A 19,490-nucleotide genomic window follows, 5' to 3' on the forward strand; every position below is an offset into this window, starting at 1 on the left:
CCATATAATACATTATTTCCAGAACCACCATACAAAGAATCATTTCCTTCTTTTCCATATATTTCTGTTTTAGACCAATTCATCTGTGATGTTCCTTTAATCGTATCATTTTCAGAAGTTCCATATAGCTTCATTCCAACAGTTGTTAAATACTCTTTTACATCATTGAAGCTCATTTCTTTTCCATCGACAAACTTTATCTTTTCTAATGAAAAGTATCCGTTCTCAAAATATCTTGCTACTTTTATGCTATCCTTTGTTCCATTAACTTCTATTATTAAGTCTGTATTTGAGATTGTTAATGTTACTTCATTAAAACTCAAATCTTTCATTAACAGTACATCTATATCTGAACCTGATGATGAACTGTTATCTATTATATCTTGTCCATACCCTTTTCCGAATACATACGTGTCGTTTCCCGCTCCTCCGTCTAAATAATCGTTTCCAAGTCCACCATCTAAAATATCATCTCCTGCAGCTCCATATAACTTATCCTCTCCACCATTTCCTTCAATTTTATCACTCCGATTTGATCCATATATAATTTCATTTTCATTAGTTCCTTCAACCTTAAATATCATATTCATTAAATCTTTAATTTCATATTTTATTCCATCCGAAAATTCTATTCTATCTATTTTATATGCATCGCTACTATAGAAATTCTTTATGGTTACATTACCACTTCCATCTTTCATTTCTATAATTAAATCATCTATTGACGCTTTAAAATTAACTTCTATTGATTTAATATCTTCCATTCTTAATATATCTACAGAGGTACTATATGAAGGATCATAATTGTTTATAGTATCAGTTCCATATCCTTTCTTATACACATATATATCATTTCCTGCTTTTCCTTCTAAATAATCATTGCCAGATCCACCATCTAGAACATCATCACCATCTCCACCATTTAATATATCATTTAATTGTGTACCTTTAACTCTAACTTTATAAATAGAATCAATTATAAATCCTAGTTCGTTGGATTTTGCTGTATAATAATTACTTAAACCTTTTATATCAACAAGTTTTTCAATTTTCATTGTTCTTAATGTAGACACAAATTCGTATAATAGCTCTTTTCCATCTTCAATGTTATTAGCTAAAACACTATCAAAATATCCAGTTATTTTTTCTAATTGTTTATCACCATATATTAAAGGAAGCACTTCTTTTAAGTGACTTTGTCCCATTAATTGATAATAAAAATTATCATATAACTGTTTAAATATATTTTCTAAAACTGCTGCTGCATTTATATTTGGGTTAGCTCCATTTACACCTTCAAATTTGTTGCCAAAAAACTTTTCAATTACTGCAATTTTTTTGGCATCAATGTTTGTTCCCCTGCTAGTAGAATCAATCTTTTCACAACCTGTCCACTTATATAATATTTTCAGAAAAATACTATGTCTATTATCTTCTTTTTTCTCGCTTACGAAAGCTTTTACTAAGGATCTTAATTCTCCAGTTTTATCAGCCATTATTGATTCACTAAGGCATTTTAAATCTCCTTTACCAAATAAATTTGGTAAGTTTAATACCTCTTCATCTACTTCAAAATTATCAAATGAATTTGAATCAAAAGTATCTCTTTCAAACAATAACTCACTAATATTATGTTTTGAGCCGTCTTTTTTTGTATAACTTCCTCTATTAACTTCTATTGTCCCTGAATCCATTTTGGAATTTATATTTTTAGAGTATAAATCTATACTTTCTATTCCTAATTCTTCAAGAGTAAATAATTCGTTATTTTCTGAAATACCATCTTGTACTAAATCTCTCCAAACCCTTAATTTACTATAAATACTATCTTGCTTGTCGATTTTCCCATCATGATTTTCATCAAATTCTCCAAGTGCCATAAATCCACTTTTTGCAGTAGTACCATCTTGAAGCTTAGTAACATCACCGAATAGTTCTTGAGAATTATTTATAATCCCATCACCATTTTTATCATAAACAAGGAATCCATCATCTTTTCCTAACCAAGCTGTCTTCTCTTTTATTCCATTACTATCTAAATCAAAATAAACACCATTTGAAATACCAACAGTTTCTATTCCATCACCATCTAGATCAAGAGTAAGTGGATCGACTCGTGGTGGCGCTAATAGCGTTGATAACCTGAATAACTCTTTTAAGTCTTTAATTGGTGATAAAATAATATCATTTAACATTTTAACAAGCATATTCTCTAAGCCTTGTATAAATATTAAGGGATCTTTTATTTGAGTTAGCCTTTCTACATCTTTTAATAATGATATTTTATCTACAAGTTTACTAAGTGGTCGTCCGTGTAATATATTTTCTAAATAAAGCTCTCTTGTAATCCATTCTGCAATCATAGACTTTTTAGTCCTTTGTCCTATTTTTGCTTCCCCATTAACATCAAAATCAAATGCTTGCGTATAATGTCCTGTAGCTAATCCAAGAATAGTTCCATTAAGATCAGTTCCTAGAAGTTCATTTCCATCATCATCAGTATATTTAAATGTAATCTCCGGAAGACAAAATTTTCTTTTTTCTGAATGAAATAATGAGGCTCCAACTATATCATCATTTATTACACAATTTACCACTCCTGATTTTATTAAATTCATTCTTTCTTCAAAAGAAAGCGCTTGATCTATACCAGGTGCATCAAATGCAATTCCAGTTACCCCATCTATAGCCGCACAGGCATATAATGCATTTGCTCCACCTTTTGAATGCCCTGTAACATAAACTTTGCCTTTTGAATTTTCTGTAGGATTAATTATACTCCTTCCATACATGTTTACAAACCTTTTTACATCCTCAAATTGTAACGATTCTCCATTAACTCCCATTGTAACATTATCAACCCAATCAACTCCAAACTTTCCTTGATGTTGTCCCTCCGGAGTATTACTTTCAGACCCTCTAAATGCAAGATAAGAATTTCCTTCATTATCTTCAAATGCATATCCTACAAATCCATCATAATTCCCTGACTTATTATTATTTTGATATCCTTTCAAAGTAAGATTTCTAAGTTCCGAAGAATCGTTTATTTTATCTATTATTCCATTAAATTCTTCGGTCGTTATTCCACCATTTGTTTTGAATTTATTTTTACCGACTTTATCCAAAACTTCACCTAAAGTCATAGTGTTATATTTTTCTGCATCTTCTGAAGTATCAGCGATATTTGCATATGCAAGTTGGCTTAGTAATAAATATTGCTGTTCTGTTAATCCTTTACTCATAAACTTACACCTCTTTTAATATTTAAATTTTTTAACAATGTCTTCTTTATTGATTACTTCATTTAATTTATCTAAATAAACAGCATTAATTAATTTTTTTTCATTATATAATTTATCTAGTTTTACATAATGTGATTTCTTTTTCTCTAAATCCTTTAAAACTTCATCTTTGTACTCACTTTTTAAATAATATACCCTAAAAGTAAATATTTCCATTCCATTGTTTTTTATATATGGTTCTATTATTTTGTTTAGATTCTCCACTTCCTTTTTCTTATCTAAATTTCCTTCGCATGGAATATAGTAAGCCAATTCAAAATACACATCTCCATGTGCTTTACTAATAACCTCCTTATAATCACAGTTTATATATTCTTGATCCTCTTTCTTATTTAAAACAAAATATACCCATATATCTTGTCCATAGATTTCTTTTAAAATTTTCTTTAACTCTTCTGTTCCTTGTTTAGACCATTTTTTTTCTAAATAGCTATCAATATATTTTCCAGGATTTCCAACATCCCATTGCACATCAAACTTCATATCCGGATTACTTTTTTTATAAGCTTGGCCATAATAATATTTTCCTGAAAACCCCTCGTTACTATGTTTAGTTAAATCACCTACTACAAATTCTTCACCATAAGTTTCATTTAAATATTTATTTACTTTGCTTTGTACATCTTTTGATTCTTTATTATCACAACTAATCATATTTCCTCCCACTAGAGTAGCTAATAGTAGCCATATTATTCCCCTCTTAATTTTCTTATTTTTTAAAATAATAAACATCTCCCTTAAAATATTTCCCTTACATTTTACCATTTAATACTATAAATTTCAATTTACTGTATTTTTATCATAATTTTATATTTATGAGCTTTTTATCTATTTAAAATTAACTTCAAAAATAAAATAGGCTTCATTAATCTTTAACCGATTAATAAAGCCTATTTCTATAAATTTATTCCTTCATCTATTAACTTCTGAAACTCTTCAAATTCTATAAACTTAGCTCCCATGCTTTCTAAATGATTAGTATGAACCTGGCAATCTATAAACAAAAAGCCATCATCCTTTAACCTATTAGCTAAAGAAATTAAAGCTGCTTTTGAAGAATTACTAACCTTTGAGAACATGCTCTCACCAAAGAAACATTTTCCTAATTTAACTCCATATAGACCACCAACTAATTCATCATCTTTATATACTTCTACACTAGATGCTAATCCATGATTAAAAAGATTTATATATGCTTCTCTCATCTCATTATGAATCCAAGTCCCATCGCCATTTTGCTCCCTAAGACTTTTACAATTGCTTATAACACCTTCGAAATCCTTGTCAAAGGTCACTTTAAATTCACCTTTTTTTAATATTTTCTTCATTGATTTTGATACTTTAACTTCTTCTGGTTTTAATATAAATCTAGGTTTTATACACCACCATAAAATTGGTTCACCTTTATTATACCAAGGAAATATCCCATTTTTATAAGCTAATACTAGCCTTTCTAGACTCAAATCTCCACCTACAGCTAAAAGACCATCCTCTTCTGCTAAATATGGACTTGGAAATATTATTTCTTTTGTAAGTCTAAATACAGGCATAATAATCACACTCCTTTAAAAAATCTAGTGATTCTAAAATCACTAGATTTTTAAGCTAATTCTTCATTTAACATTAGTAATTTAAATCTTAAAATAAAATCAATAATTTTCAACTATCAATCCTACATTTCTAATTATATATATCATTTTTATTTTCTAAAAAAATACTATAATTAATAAACGCTATACTTATCCTATTTCTAAAGTAAATTCTTCATCCTTAATATCTATAGTACCTTTTCCACCTTTACTTAAAGCTCCAAATAAAATTTCGTCAATAAGTATAGGTTTTATTTTTGAATTTATTAATCTTATTATTTCTCTAGCTCCAAACTCTCTTGAAACTCCTTTTTTAGCTACATATTTTACAACCTCTTCTGTAAAACTTATATCCACATTTTTATCTTTAAGCATAACTTTAAAGTTTTTAAGTTCTTTCCTTACTATGTTTAATGCCATTTCATCATTCACATGATTAAATACTACTATTTTATCTAATCTATTTCTAAACTCAGGCGTAAATACCTTTTTAACTTCTTCATTTATTGCTTCCCCTACTATTTCTCTTTCTCCAAACCCTACTAGTTTTTTACCAATATTACTAGCTCCCGCATTTGAAGTCATTATTAAAATAACGTTTCTAAAGTCAGCTTTTCTTCCTTTGTTATCTGTAAGAGTAGCATAATCCATAACTTGCAGAAGTACGTTTAATATATCACCATGAGCCTTTTCGACTTCATCTAAAAGAAGTACTGCATGAGGCTTCTTTCTAATAGCATCTGTAAGAAGTCCTCCTTCTTCATAACCTACATATCCTGGAGGTGAACCTATAAGTTTTGATGCTGCATGTTTTTCTGCATATTCACTCATATCAAATCTAATCAAATCTATACCTAAACTTTCAGAAAGCTTTCTTGCTATTTCAGTCTTTCCAACTCCAGTTGGTCCTACAAAAAGCATAGATGCTACTGGTTTTCCTTCAGCATTCAACCCAGCTCTACTCATTTTTATACATCTTACTACTTCTTTTATAGCCTTATCTTGACCAAACACATTTTCCTTTAATATACCTTCTAGGTTCTTCAAAGAATTTATCTCATTTTTCTCTACTGTCTTTTTAGGTATATGACATATCTTTGATATTATTTCTTCTATAATTTTTTCGTCTATAACGCTATCTTCTAACTCTTCTTTTTTATTCATACTAATATATGAACCAGCTTCATCTATTATATCTATTGCCTTATCTGGTAGATATCTGTCATTTATATATTTAGCTGACAAATTAACAGCTGTTTTAATTGCATCCTCTGTATACTTTACATTATGATAATTTTCATAATTAACTTTTAATCCATTTATTATGTCTATAGTTTCATCTATAGATGGCTCTTTAACTTCTATAGTTTGAAATCTTCTTATTAACGCTTTATCATTTTCAAAGTATTTTTTATATTCTTCAAAAGTAGTTGCTCCTATAAATCTTATCTTTCCTTCCATTAAATAAGGTTTTAAAAGATTTGAAGCATCTAAAGAACCAGCTCCTAATGATCCTGCCCCCACTATATTATGAATTTCATCTATATATACTATAGGGTTATCTTTTTTCTTAAGCTCATCTAATACCTTTTTAATCCTCTCTTCAAAATCTCCCCTATATTTAGTTCCTGCAAGAACAGACCCTATATCTAAAGAATATATCTCTGAGCCTTTAAGCTTTTCTGGTACCTCTCCACTTAATAGTCTTTCCGCAAGTCCCATAACTATAGCTGTTTTTCCAACACCAGGTTCTCCCACATGAACAGGATTGTTTTTAGTTCTCCTACATAATATTTGAAGTGTTCTTTCTATAATATCTTCTCTCCCTATTAAAGGATCAATCCCATCTTTTTTAACTGACTCATTTAAATTTACAGTATATTTATTTAGAAGCTTTTCTTTGGAAACTAATTCTGAATTTTCTTCATAATCTAGCTCTTCTTCATCATCTAACAAATCATTTTTCTCAGTATCTTCTAGCTCTTCTCTTCCATGCGATAAATAATATAATAAATCTGTCTTGTTAACTCCACTTTCCTCTAAAAAATATAAAGCATAACTTTCCTCTAAATTATATATTGCAGCTATTATATGCTCAACTTCTATAACTTCCTTGCCGCAATTGATTACATGCTCACTAGCCATAAGTAATACTTGTTGAAAGCTATAACTTTCTTCTAAATTTATTTGTTTCTCAACTTTTTCTAAAAAATTATCCATATAATTTTTCAAATTCTTTTTTAAGCTATCTATATCACACTCTAAATTTTCTAATATTCCTTGAATCTCTTCATCTTCTAATGCTGAATATAGTAAGTGTTCTGCTGTAACATATTCATGCTTATTGTTTCTAGCTTCATCTAAAGCTCTTATTATTAAATCATTTGCGTCCTTAGATACTATCATATTTTACTCCTCTTCTATAACAAGCTTAAATGGAAATCCTTCTTCTTTAGCTAAACCAATAGCTTTAGAAACTTTAGTTACAGCTATATCATAAGGATAAACGCCAGCTATACCTCTTCCTTTTTTATGAACATCCATCATTATTTTTGTTGCCTCTTCTATTTTCTTATTAAATATATTCATAAGTACATCTACTACAAATTCCATAGTAGTATAATCATCATTAAACATAACAACCTTATAATTTTTAGGCTTTTTTGTTTTAACTTGATTTTTTTCTATGGTTACTATATTATGTTCCATATTATCCTCCAACTAAAATATATAAAAACAGGATGTGATATACCCACACCCTTATAATGTTATTTATATTCATTATATTAATTAAATATATTAATATCAATACCAGAAAATTCTCGCTTTTCTTATATATTTAAATCTGCCTTTCTATTATTTACATATTCTCGTAGGTTATCATTTTTTGAAAAAGCAATTTTTATATTCTCTTCTGTATAACCAACTAATATCCATGGCATTTTTTCTCTTAATTTTTCCATAAGTATTATAACATCTTTCTTACTAAGCTTTATCCCTTCTTTTCCCCCACCATCTAAAATTACTGTCATATTATAAGTTTTACCTGTTGGGATATAATTAATTGAATGTTTAATCGTGCCTAAATATACCCATAATATCTCTTCTAATTTTACAATTTTCATATCAAAGGCACCTATACCCACTAACCATCTATCATTATATATTGCCTTTCCAACTTTAAAACTATTCTTCATAAAAACATCATAATCAAATTCATCTATTATCGAATCTGCAAATCCAAACTCTTCAAGCTTTAAATATATAGGATCCCTTGTTATATCAAAAAGTCGTCTAATATATTTAAAAAATAAAAATATGCCGCCTATAACTAAAACAGTTTCAAATAATGAAAATAACATCTCTTTTATAGATATACTTTGACAATCTAAAATACTATCATTTAAATTTCCTGTCAATTCTATATCATTTTGTTTTAGTAGATTTTTATTTATTTTTGTTATTTCATCACCCTTTTTAGTTCTAAAGTAACCTGAATATATTTTATCATTTATGTTTTTTTCAGCTACTACTACAATTAAAACTTGATTTTTTAATGGTATAGCCACATATCTACTACTTTCATCAAAACTGAGCCCTCTTGTTTTTTTAACAATCCCTAAATCTACAGCTCCTTCAGAACTTACACTACAAGGTTTATTTCTAAGATTTTCTATATCATTAAAATTCTCTAAAGTATACTTCTCTGGTGTTTTTATCTTACAATAAATTTTAGTAAACTGTTCTCCTAATAAAACTAAACATCCTAATATAATTAAAATAACCATCAATATCTTGTAAAAACTAGACTTCCTTACATTCTTTTTTATTAGATTTCCCTTCATAATACATTTCCCCCAAACTAACTTTCTAAAGCCCTTTTAATTTTAAAAAATTCATTTTTGTCTATTATTAAATTTTCTACAATAATTTTTTGTCCTTTCCCCCTCTTTTCACTAGCTTTAATAACATTTATATTTTTTACTGTTAAATATACTTTATCATCATAACAGTCATTACAAAACCTTCCTATTAGCATCGAAAATTCTATATAGGATTCTATTGGTTTAAGCTTGTACAAAGGCGATAAATCTCCTTTTTCTAATAAACTTTTAAATTCATTTTCATCTTCAATCTTACTCAACCCACTTATGTTTTCAACACCACTCAATATGCCATTACAATTTTCACAAAATATTACTTTTGATAATTTATCAAAACATCCTACAATAATTCCTCCTACAATCACAAATACTTCTACCCCCCAAAGAAACCATATAAGAAATGCTCTAACACTATCAAATTCTGTACTAACTATTATGTTCATATGTTTAAATAATTCTAGCGGATTAAACATTAATTTATTAAAAATAATAAATATAGAACTTACCCACCTTATGTAAACAGCAAAAATAGCTATCATTGAAACCAACACCATAGTAACCTTTAAACTTCTAACTTTTAATGCAAGAGTCAACTTTTCTAAAATAAAGTATATTATCAAGGCGTATATAATTCCTATAATAATATAATATTTCCCTATACTTATATACTCTATAGTTAGTGAATATATAAATCCTAATATCGTTGTTATAACTAATCCTAATATTAAGAATATTATTGCCCCAATATGATTAACCTTTTGATATTTATTATAATTCATCCAATCACCTCTCCAGCTCTATATTTTACCATTAATTTAAATCAATTACAATATATAACATTTCTTCGTATTTTCCTATATCTTTTATACAAGTTATTTGATATAGTTAATAAAGATGAAAGTTTATAATATTGTTATTTGAATAAATGCTGTATAAATGATAATAATTACAAATACATTCATTAAATATAAAGAAAGAGGTGTTTTATATAAATACTAATTATAAAAACATAGAAAACAAATTTGAAACTAATGGTGAGATAACCTTAATTTCAATAATGAAAAAAAATGGTGAGATGCTTACAGCTAAAATAGATACTGCTGATTTAGATAAAGTTAAATCTCAAGGTTCTTGGTTTGCTGAATGGAATAAGGATTTTAATAATTATTTAGTACAAAACATATGTATGTCTAAAACTAATAAAAAATCTAAACCTTTAAAACAAAGTCTTCATGCTTTAGTTTTAGATACTAATCCAAAAGCTCCAATTAAGCATTTAAATGGAGATACGCTAGATAATAGAAAATGTAATTTAGAAATAGTTGAAAGAAACTCTTTAAATGAATATGAAAAAGTAGATGCAGATACATTAGCTATAATATTAAATGATAAATTAGGCAATCCTACTGCTAAAGCTTTAATTTCAAAAGAAGATAAATCTTCTGTAGAATCTTTTAGCTGGGTAATCCACAAGCAACATAATGATATCTATGTAGTTTGCAATACCCCTGAAGGAAGACTTCATTTAGACAACATGCTTATGGAGCCAAAGTCTAATGAAAAAGTTCACCATATTAATCTTAATCCGCTAGATAACAGAAGAAGCAATTTAGAAAATAAAGAAATAGAAGAATAAAAAGCAGCCAATATCACATGATATTGGCCATTTCTTTAATATTTAACAGACTTTAAACATAATGCCTTTGAAGTTGCTATAGGTCCAAATTCTGCTCTTTTTTTCATCTTTAAATCAGACTCTACATCTTTTGCTGTTATTTTTCCTTTTGCTACATCTAAAAGAGTTCCTACAATTATTCTTGGCATATTAAGTAAGAATTCATCTGCTGTCATTTCTATTTCTATAATACCTTTGTTATTTGTTATATTAATACTTTCAATAGTTCTAATAGTTGACTTAGAACCTGGCTTTAAATTAGTAAAGCTTTGGAAATCATACTTTCCAATTAGAACTTCAGCAGCCTTTTTCATTTCTTCTAAATCTAGGTCTATATCTATATGATAAGCATATTTTCTACTAAATACATCTCTAAACTTATTATTATTTATTGTATAAAGGTAAGTTTTAGACTTAACATTGTACCTTGAATGAAATCTCTCATCAACCTCATCTAAATTTTTAACTACTATGTCCTCAGGTAAAAATTCATAAAAATAATCTAGCATAGCATTTGTACTTAAAGTACACTTAGTGTGGAAATTAGCTATATAATTTTCCGCATGTACACCTACATCAGTTTTGCCACAGCCTACTACCTTTACTTGTTCTCCTGTCATTTTATTTAATACAGTTTCTATTTTATTTAATACAGATGCATCAATAGCTTTAGGATTTTCAAAGCCTTTATATCTACTTCCATCAAATTGAATAGTCATTTTTAAATTTCTCATATGTTATCCACCTTTAAGTTTTTATTTATAATTATATCCTTATAGATAATATAAAGCTATTAAAAGTTAAAGTATATAATTGTCATTACAGAAAAAATTATATTATGCGTTTTATTAACATTTTTAAAATCGCTCGTTTTTTCCATTATTTATAAAGTATTGAAAATGCAAGGGCGCTATGATGTTTCACCCTTGCATTTTATAAATGTATATTTTACTGTTACTTTTTTATATTAGGACTTTTAAAATATTTCCTTTACACTAGCTATTTCATCCATAACAGCTTTCACTTCGTCAGTAGCTTCCAAATTTTTAAATGCTACTGATAACATAAGTTTAATTCTATTTAGCTGATTTACTTCTGATGCACCTGGATCATAGTCTACTGGTGTTATATTAGACATAGGATATCTTTGCTTAAGTGCTTTTATCATACCTTTACCTGTTACATGGTTTGGCAGACAAGCAAATGGTTGTAGACATGCTATGTTGTTAACTCCACTTTCTATTAATTCCATCATTTCAGCTGTTAGGAACCATCCTTCACCAGTTTGGTGCCCTAATGATAGAACTTCTGATGCCATCTTTCCTAGTTCCTTTATATGTTTTGGAGCATGGAATCTAGTACTCTTTTCTAATTCAACCTTCAATGTTTTTCTGTATCTTTCCATATACCATATAGCTAAGTTAGATATATTTTTATCTAATCTTCTTCCTGATAAGAATCTAAATCTAAAATCATCATCATAAGCTGAATAGAAAAAGAAATCTAAAAGATCTGGCATCACTGCCTCTGCACCTTCATTTTCTAATATATTAACTATATCATTATTCGCTGTTGGATGGAATTTAACTAATATTTCTCCAACTATACCTACTTTAGGTTTAACTTCATCTGTTATTTCTAAAGTATCAAACTCTCTTACTATTTCTTTTATATTTCTGTTAAATTCTTTTTTACTTCCATTTCTAACATTCTCTTTAGCCTTCTCATTCCACTTTGCATAAAGCGCATTTGCAGATCCTTTTACTTTTTCATAAGGTCTTACCCTATATAAAACCCTCATGAATAAATCTCCATATACCATTGCCATAAGAGCTTTATCTAAAAGTTTATATGTCATTTTAAACCCTGGATGCTTCTCCATACCTACTGCATTTAGAGATAATATTGGAATATTGGAGAATCCTGCTTCAACTAAAGCCTTTTTAAGGAAGCCTATATAGTTTGTAGCTCTACATCCTCCACCTGTTTGCGAAATAATAACAGAAGTATTATTCAAATCATATTTACCTGATTTTAAAGCATGTATCATTTGTCCTATAACTATTATAGAAGGATAACAAGCATCATTATTTACATATTTTAGACCCTCTTCTACAGCTTCTTTATCATTAGAAGGAAGTACTACAAAGTTATAACCTGAACTATTAAATGCTTCTTCTACAATCTCAAAATGTATAGGTGACATCTGAGGTGCTAATATTGTATGATTTTTTCTCATTTCTTCAGTAAATACTATTCTCTTATAAGGATTTTCTTCTTTTATAGGTATATAATTATTTTTTTCTCTTTCTTCCATAGCAGCTTTTAAGCTTCTAATTCTGATTTTTACAGCTCCTAAGTTATTACCTTCATCTATTTTTAAAACAGTATATATTTTTCCATGACGGGCTAAAATTTCTTGTACTTGATCTGTAGTTACAGCATCTAAACCACAACCAAAGGAATTTAACTGTATAAGCTCTAAATTCTCTTGTGTATTAACATATGCAGCTGCTCTATAAAGTCTAGAATGATATGACCATTGGTCTACTATTCTAAGTTTCTCATCTAATACACCTAAATGACTTATAGAATCCTCTGTAAGTACAGCCATACCAAAACTTGTTATTATATTTGGTATTCCATGATTTATTTCTGGATCTACATGGTATGGTCTACCTGCAAGAACTATTCCTTTTTTACCTGTAGCCTTTAAGTAACTTAAAACTTCTTCGCCTTTTTTCTGTATGTCATTTTTATAATTGTTTCTTTCATCCCAAGCCAAATCCACAGCCTTTTTAGCTTCTTTATAACTAACTCCAAAAGATTTAAATTCATCATATATTCTCTTATATAACTTATCTTTAACATTTAAAGATAAGAAAGGATTTATAAATTTAATTCCTTTTTCTTTTATAACATCCATATTGTTCTTTATAGCTTCTGGATAAGAAGTTACTATAGGACAATTATAATGATTATTAGCCTCTTCAAATTCCTTTACTTCATAAGCTACGCTTGGATATAAAATCTTATCTACACCCTTATTAACTAAAGCCATAATATGTCCATGAACTATTTTAGCTGGATAACAAGCTGATTCTGATGGTATTGTCTCTATACCTAATTCATAAACCTTCTTAGTTGACCTTGGAGAAACTTCTACTCTAAATCCTAATTCAGTTAATAATGTAAACCAAAATGGATAATTTTCATACATATTAAGAACTCTTGGTATTCCTATCGCTCCTCTTTTAGCTTCTTCAAGCTTCAATGGTTTATAAGCAAAAGTTCTTTTATATTTATAATCATAAAGATTAGGAATTTCCTCTTTTTTCTCTACTTTCCCTAAAGGCCTTTCACATCTATTACCTGATATAAATTCCTCTTCAGTAGAAAACTTATTTATAGTTAATAAACAATTATTATTGCATAAGCCACATCTTCTTAAATTGGTTTTCATAGAAAAACTTTCTATGTCTTCTTTAGAAAGCAAGCTTGTCTTATAACCTTCTGTATATCTTTCCTTTGATATTATAGCTGCTCCAAAAGCTCCCATAAGCCCTGCAATATCTGGTCTTACAGCTTCCCTTTCTGATACTAATTCAAAACTTCTAAGCACTGCGTTATTATAAAAAGTTCCACCTTGAACTATAATTTTGGCTCCCATTTCCTTAGGATCTCTTACCTTTATAACCTTAAATAAAGCATTTTTAATAACAGAATAACTAAGTCCTGCTGATATATCACCAACATGTGCTCCTTCTTTTTGTGCCTGCTTAACTCTTGAATTCATAAATACTGTACATCTTGAACCTAAATCAACTGGATTATTTGCATAAAGAGCTTCACTTGCAAAATCAGTTATTTCCATATTTAGTGAATGAGCAAAAGTTTCTATAAATGAACCACATCCTGAAGAACAAGCCTCATTTAATAATATTGAATCTATAACTCCATTCTTGATTCTTAAACATTTCATGTCTTGTCCACCAATATCTAATATAAAATCAACACCTGGTAGAAAATGTTCTGCCGCTTTATAGTGAGCTATAGTTTCAATTTCACCAATATCTACATGTAAGGCTGCCTGAATTAAAGCTTCACCATAACCTGTAACCGTAGAATTTGCAATAACTATATCTTCATTTATTTGTCCATATATTTCATGTAATATTTCTTGTACCTTCTTTAATGGATTACCTTGATTACTTCCATAAAATGAATACAATATTTCACTATTTTCTCCAATAAGTACAGCCTTAGTAGTTGTAGAACCTGCATCTATTCCTAAATACACTCTACCTTTATAAGAAAGAATATCCCCTCTTTCTGCTTTAGCTTTACTATGACGAAGGTTGAATTCATTAAATTCTTCTTCATTCTTAAATAAAGGTCTAAGTCTCTCTATCTCATGAGATTGTATATCCTTAATTTTATTTACCTTTTCAACTAAAACTTTATAATTTATAGGTTTAACTTTTTTAGATGATAAAGCTGCTCCTATAGCTACAAAAAGCTGTGAATTCTCTGGAAAAATAACAGCATCATCTGTTAGATTTAATGTTTCTATAAATCTTTGTCTAAGCTCTGATAAAAAGTATAATGGACCTCCTAGAAATGCTACATTTCCTCTAATAGGCTTACCACAGGCAAGTCCACTTATTGTTTGATTAACAACTGCTTGAAGTATTGAAGCTGCTATATCTTCTCTATTAGCCCCTTCATTTATAAGAGGTTGCACATCTGTTTTCGCAAAAACACCACATCTAGCTGCAATAGGATAAAGAACTTTATGTTCCTTAGCTAAATCATTAAGTCCTGTAGCATCTGTTTTAAGTAATGCTGCCATTTGATCTATAAATGCTCCTGTACCACCAGCACAAGTTCCATTCATCCTTTGCTCTACTGAACCTTCAAAATATGTTATCTTAGCATCCTCTCCACCAAGTTCTATAGCAACATCCGTTTCTGGTATAAGTTCTTCAACTGTTTTCGTACATGCTATAACTTCTTGAATGAACGGTATATCTAACCACTTAGAAACAGACATCCCACCAGAACCTGTTACATTTATTGTTACATTTATATCCTTAACTGTTTTATATCCTTCTCTTATTAATCCTATAATAGTACTTTTTATATCTGAAAAATGTCTTCTATATTTACTATATATTATTTGATGATTCTCGTCTAAAATTACCATCTTAACTGTAGTTGATCCTACATCTAATCCCATATTATAAATACTCATTAAAAACTCTCCTTATAATTTAAAACTTTAATCTCAAACTATACTATATTACTACAATTTATAATTATATACAAATGTCTTAATTTTACAAGTATGTTTCATGTATTTTTTGTATAATTATCATTAAATTGGTTATACTCCTAATAAATAATAAAATTATTGGAGGCCATTAATGAATAATTTTTTAAAAGCAAATGAATTTTATAATTCCAAAAATTATTGTGAAGCTTTAAGTTATTACGAAAAAGCTATCGAAAATAAAGAAAATGAAGCTTATTCTTATTATAATGCTGGCGTCTGTTATATAAAGCTAAAGGATTATTCAAAAGCAATAAATATGATAAATAATGCTATAGCTTTAAATAAAGATGCTAAATATTTTTTCAATCTAGCTTATTGCTACTCTATGCTTCAGGATAATAAAAAAGCTTTAAGGTATTTCAACTTATCCTGGGCTATTGATAATGAGGATTCAGATTGTGAGAAAGCCATAAATTTAATCACCTCAAAAATAAACGGTTAAGGTATTTTCTAGGAAATAAAATTTAAATATACTTCTCTATCTATATTCCATTTTATGGAATGAAACTAAATTGAAAACAAAAAACTAGCTAAATATTGGCTAGTTTTTTATTATAGTTACCATTCACCTGCAACACTTGCTCCCCTATGATCTTTATTAAATCTTTTAGAGTCAAAATAATTTCCTGCCTTATAAAAGGTAGTATCTACATTAATCCATACACCTTCATCTGCTAAGTACACTTCATTCCAAGCATGGCCAACCCATGACTTCCCATTAAACCCTTCACCAGTAACTAATCTAACTTTCAAATTATTGGCTCTTGCCATTGCTACATAAAGGCAAGAATAATCAAAGCATATACCTGTCCTAGTTCTAAAAGTAGGTACTGCACCTGATTCTACCTTGAAATTATTATTTAATACATCAGTTGCTTTATTATCATCATAGTTTATGTTTGTTCCTATAAAACTATATATACTCCTTGCTTTTTCCCTATCACTTCCATTCCCACGTGTAAGTGATTTAGCATAATCATCTATAGCCTTATTTGATTTTATTCCCTCATCTAAGGTAACACCATTATAATATATAACCTCTCTAGTTACTGTTTTATCTTTCTTTTTAGGAGTTGTTCCTTGCTGTATACTTTTCTCTTCTTGCCTAACTATTTTAAGTGAATTATTTAATATTTTTGGTAAATCACTTACTATTTGTTTATCTGCAAATTTATAAAGAACTTTTGAATCTACTAACGTGTATATTTTTGAATTCTTTATATCATTTTTATACTCTTCTTTTACACCTGCTATTTTTAAGGCTATGTTCAAAAATACACAAACTAAAATCAAATAAACAATTGCTTTCGGAAAAGAAAAAACGCCTCCTACTAATCTACTTAAAAAACTACTTCTTTGCCTATTTAATGAATTTTCAAGTCCCATAAGTAATGGTTCTAAAACAATTTTATTAATTATAATTACTATAAGCTTAAGTATATTATATATTATAATTAGAAAAATTAAAAATGTTATAACATTAGTAGCTTGAGGAAATTCATTTACTATGTCAGAAAAAGAACTTATTATCTTATCTATTACATTAAAAATATTTTCTAAAACACTTTTATCTCCTAGTAATTCAACACTAAAAATAAGAGCCACTAATAAACATATACTCTTCTCTATATCATAAAGTTCATAACTTACACTTTTCGAATCGTATTTTCTTATAATTCCCATTAAAATAGGAAATATAAATATAATAACTAAACCTAAATCTACAAGATTATTTTTCATTCATTTCACTCCAAGAAATCTTCTATATTTGTAACATTCTTTACTGCCTTATTTATACACTCGTAAGTGTAACCCTTAGATGCTAAAAATCTATATAATTTTTGTGATATTTTGAATTTATCATCTTCTCTTTTTATTAGTACATTATATTTTTTTTGCGCTAAATTTGTGGCCACTTCTAATTCATCATCTACATCTATATTATCAATTCTGGCCTTAATAACCTCTTCACATACACCTTTTCTCATTAAAGAAAATTTAATTTTGTTACGTCCCTGAGCCTTAATTTTATCTTTAACAAACATGTCTGTGTATTTATTATCGTCTAAAAGATTGTATTCTTTTAAAAATTCTAAGGTTCTTTTGATTATTTTTTCTTCAAACCCCTTATCTTTTAATTTATCTATTATCTCTTTTTCTGTTTTATATGCTTTTTCTAAAGAACGTAATGCTGAATTTTTACACTTTATAAAATCTTCTTCCTCTATAATTTCCTTAAGTTCTTCTTCAACTACACTCTTTCCTTTTCTTATATCGTACCTATATACAAGTTCTGCATCACAAGCAAAAGAAAATTCTTGATTTATAAATACATTCACTCTTCCTTGATTTCTTTTTTGAACTTCTACACTAGTTATCTTCTTCATCAAATTCCTCTTCCTTACTAGGCCTTAAAATGTGTATTGTCGGATTGTTTAAAAGTTTTCTTGCAACAGCATAAATATCCTTTGAATTTAGATTATCTAATTTTTTCATATCATCTATAAATTCATATACTTCTTCACCTGCAAGAGCTTGATGCATTACATAATTGCACAGATCACTTCCATCTTCAAGGGTAGATACTACTGCTGTTTTGTGAACCTTCTTCATAAGAGATAAAGTACTCTCATCAAATACTATCTTTTCATTTTTTATATCCTCGATGCACTTATTTATAACCTTTATAGTCTCATCTATTGATTCTTCACTTACAGCTGTAAAAATATTCAAAGTATCAATATTTTTTGTTAAATCTAAATGTGTATAAACATCATAAGCAAGTCCTCTTTTTTCTCTAAGTTCTCTAAAAAGTATAGAATTTGCACTTTCACCAAGCTTATGATTTAAAATCTTAAGAGGAAGTTCATCGTCTCTCTCTAAATCACAAAGTGAAAACAAATAAGTAATTGTACTTTGCTCCATATCTCTCTTAAAACTTTGAGCCACTACTTTATTATTTTTTTCTTTTAAAGCTAAAGGCTTCATTTCAGCTTTACCTTTAAAATCTCCAAAATATTTTTTTATAATATCTAATGCAACGCTATGTTCCATTGATGTTAAAAGAGAAACAACTATATTATCGGGCTTATAATACTTATTATAAAATTTAATTAAATCTTTTCTTTTTAAAGATTGTATATTTTCTTCTGTTCCTATTATTTCATTCTTTAAGGGACTTTTTGTAAATGCAACCTCACTAGTCTTTTTAAAACTCAAATCTTCAATGTCATCCTTGCTAGTTCTTATCTCAGCAAGTACAACCCCTATTTCACGTTCTAGTTCATGCTTATTAAAGCTCGGAGATATTATCATATCAGACAAAAGTTCTACTGCATTGATTATCTCTTCTTCTAAACAAGTTATACTATATACTGTTGCACTATAATCTGTATAAGCATTATATTCACCACCTAATGCTTCTAATTCTAAATTAAGTGTCTCATTATCCCTAGTCTTTGTTCCTTTAAATAACATATGCTCAATAAAATGAGATAATCCCTTTTCTTCTTCATTTTCATATAAGGCGCCTATATTGACACCTATATCTATAGATGAAAGTTGTGTATCTTTCTTTATTGTTATTACCTTTAGCCCATTAGGTAATATAACTGTATTTTCATCGAAATTCCATTTATTCATTAAATGCGCTCCTTAAATTAATTAAATCTATCTTATCATTTTATAATATTATTATGTATA

Annotated in this window: 14 protein-coding genes; 2 read left to right on the plus strand and 12 right to left on the minus strand. The window is 28.2% G+C overall.

The annotated features are described in order from the left end of the window. The 7 genes from BUB01_RS00015 to BUB01_RS00045 form a co-directional block, all read right to left on the minus strand. On the minus strand, positions 1 to 3,245 hold a 3,245-nt coding region (locus BUB01_RS00015; protein ID WP_143152430.1), incomplete at its 3' end, for a calcium-binding protein. Between the two features lie 15 nt (positions 3,246 to 3,260). Continuing rightward, positions 3,261 to 3,959, minus strand: coding sequence for a hypothetical protein (locus tag BUB01_RS00020; protein WP_072984022.1), 699 nt, complete (start codon positions 3,957 to 3,959; stop codon positions 3,261 to 3,263). Positions 3,960 to 4,201: 242 nt separating this feature from the next. Further along, positions 4,202 to 4,855, minus strand: a complete 654-nt coding sequence (gene aat, locus BUB01_RS00025; RefSeq protein WP_072984024.1) for a leucyl/phenylalanyl-tRNA--protein transferase — start codon at positions 4,853 to 4,855, stop codon at positions 4,202 to 4,204. A gap of 189 nt (positions 4,856 to 5,044) precedes the next feature. Further along, on the minus strand, positions 5,045 to 7,300 hold the full coding sequence (gene clpA / locus BUB01_RS00030) for an ATP-dependent Clp protease ATP-binding subunit ClpA (RefSeq protein WP_072984026.1): 2,256 nt from the start codon (positions 7,298 to 7,300) through the stop codon (positions 5,045 to 5,047). A gap of 3 nt (positions 7,301 to 7,303) precedes the next feature. Continuing rightward, the gene (locus BUB01_RS00035; protein ID WP_072984028.1) at positions 7,304 to 7,603 is read right to left on the minus strand and encodes an ATP-dependent Clp protease adaptor ClpS; all 300 of its coding nucleotides are present in this window, start codon (positions 7,601 to 7,603) and stop codon (positions 7,304 to 7,306) included. A 122-nt stretch (positions 7,604 to 7,725) separates the two neighbouring features. Further along, a complete protein-coding gene (locus BUB01_RS00040) occupies positions 7,726 to 8,739 on the minus strand; it encodes a DUF6709 family protein (RefSeq protein WP_072984030.1) in 1,014 nt (337 codons plus the stop codon). A gap of 17 nt (positions 8,740 to 8,756) precedes the next feature. Next, positions 8,757 to 9,557: a hypothetical protein gene (locus tag BUB01_RS00045; protein WP_072984032.1), complete on the minus strand. Its 801-nt coding sequence runs from the start codon at positions 9,555 to 9,557 to the stop codon at positions 8,757 to 8,759. Between the two features lie 278 nt (positions 9,558 to 9,835). On the opposite strand from BUB01_RS00045, the gene BUB01_RS00050 reads away from it, so the two are divergent. Further along, entirely contained in the window at positions 9,836 to 10,414 is a 579-nt protein-coding gene (locus BUB01_RS00050; protein WP_242958341.1) for a hypothetical protein, read from the plus strand. A 35-nt stretch (positions 10,415 to 10,449) separates the two neighbouring features. Here the strand turns inward: BUB01_RS00050 and truA are convergent, their stop codons facing one another. After that, positions 10,450 to 11,187: a tRNA pseudouridine(38-40) synthase TruA gene (gene truA / locus BUB01_RS00055; RefSeq protein WP_072984034.1), complete on the minus strand. Its 738-nt coding sequence runs from the start codon at positions 11,185 to 11,187 to the stop codon at positions 10,450 to 10,452. 242 nt (positions 11,188 to 11,429) lie between these two features. Next, the gene (locus BUB01_RS00060) at positions 11,430 to 15,707 is read right to left on the minus strand and encodes a 2-hydroxyacyl-CoA dehydratase (RefSeq protein WP_072984036.1); all 4,278 of its coding nucleotides are present in this window, start codon (positions 15,705 to 15,707) and stop codon (positions 11,430 to 11,432) included. 172 nt (positions 15,708 to 15,879) lie between these two features. Between BUB01_RS00060 and BUB01_RS00065 the strand changes: the two genes are divergently transcribed. Beyond that, positions 15,880 to 16,230, plus strand: a complete 351-nt coding sequence (locus BUB01_RS00065; RefSeq protein WP_072984038.1) for a tetratricopeptide repeat protein — start codon at positions 15,880 to 15,882, stop codon at positions 16,228 to 16,230. 116 nt (positions 16,231 to 16,346) lie between these two features. Here the strand turns inward: BUB01_RS00065 and BUB01_RS00070 are convergent, their stop codons facing one another. The 3 genes from BUB01_RS00070 to BUB01_RS00080 are packed head-to-tail and all read right to left on the minus strand — an operon-like array spanning position 16,347 to position 19,430. Next, complete coding sequence (locus BUB01_RS00070; protein ID WP_072984040.1) at positions 16,347 to 17,528, minus strand: transglutaminase-like domain-containing protein; 1,182 nt, start codon at positions 17,526 to 17,528, stop codon at positions 16,347 to 16,349. Between the two features lie 5 nt (positions 17,529 to 17,533). Continuing rightward, positions 17,534 to 18,175, minus strand: a complete 642-nt coding sequence (gene recX, locus BUB01_RS00075) for a recombination regulator RecX (protein ID WP_072984042.1) — start codon at positions 18,173 to 18,175, stop codon at positions 17,534 to 17,536. Continuing rightward, positions 18,159 to 19,430: a M16 family metallopeptidase gene (locus tag BUB01_RS00080; RefSeq protein ID WP_072984044.1), complete on the minus strand. Its 1,272-nt coding sequence runs from the start codon at positions 19,428 to 19,430 to the stop codon at positions 18,159 to 18,161. Before BUB01_RS00080 ends, recX begins: the two co-directional genes overlap by 17 nt. Positions 19,431 to 19,490 lie beyond the last annotated feature (60 nt).

This window comes from Clostridium cavendishii DSM 21758 (genome assembly GCF_900141845.1).
Taxonomy (GTDB): domain Bacteria; phylum Bacillota; class Clostridia; order Clostridiales; family Clostridiaceae; genus Clostridium_AG; species Clostridium_AG cavendishii.

Coding starts and splice junctions, on each gene's coding strand:
- BUB01_RS00020 (WP_072984022.1), bottom strand. CDS start 3,959: ATGATTAGTTGTGATAATAAAGAATCAAAAGATGTACAAAGCAAAGTA.
- aat (WP_072984024.1), bottom strand. CDS start 4,855: ATGCCTGTATTTAGACTTACAAAAGAAATAATATTTCCAAGTCCATAT.
- clpA (WP_072984026.1), bottom strand. CDS start 7,300: ATGATAGTATCTAAGGACGCAAATGATTTAATAATAAGAGCTTTAGAT.
- BUB01_RS00035 (WP_072984028.1), bottom strand. CDS start 7,603: ATGGAACATAATATAGTAACCATAGAAAAAAATCAAGTTAAAACAAAA.
- BUB01_RS00040 (WP_072984030.1), bottom strand. CDS start 8,739: ATGAAGGGAAATCTAATAAAAAAGAATGTAAGGAAGTCTAGTTTTTAC.
- BUB01_RS00045 (WP_072984032.1), bottom strand. CDS start 9,557: ATGAATTATAATAAATATCAAAAGGTTAATCATATTGGGGCAATAATA.
- BUB01_RS00050 (WP_242958341.1), top strand. CDS start 9,836: ATGAAAAAAAATGGTGAGATGCTTACAGCTAAAATAGATACTGCTGAT.
- truA (WP_072984034.1), bottom strand. CDS start 11,187: ATGAGAAATTTAAAAATGACTATTCAATTTGATGGAAGTAGATATAAA.
- BUB01_RS00060 (WP_072984036.1), bottom strand. CDS start 15,707: ATGAGTATTTATAATATGGGATTAGATGTAGGATCAACTACAGTTAAG.
- BUB01_RS00065 (WP_072984038.1), top strand. CDS start 15,880: ATGAATAATTTTTTAAAAGCAAATGAATTTTATAATTCCAAAAATTAT.
- BUB01_RS00070 (WP_072984040.1), bottom strand. CDS start 17,528: ATGAAAAATAATCTTGTAGATTTAGGTTTAGTTATTATATTTATATTT.
- recX (WP_072984042.1), bottom strand. CDS start 18,175: ATGAAGAAGATAACTAGTGTAGAAGTTCAAAAAAGAAATCAAGGAAGA.
- BUB01_RS00080 (WP_072984044.1), bottom strand. CDS start 19,430: ATGAATAAATGGAATTTCGATGAAAATACAGTTATATTACCTAATGGG.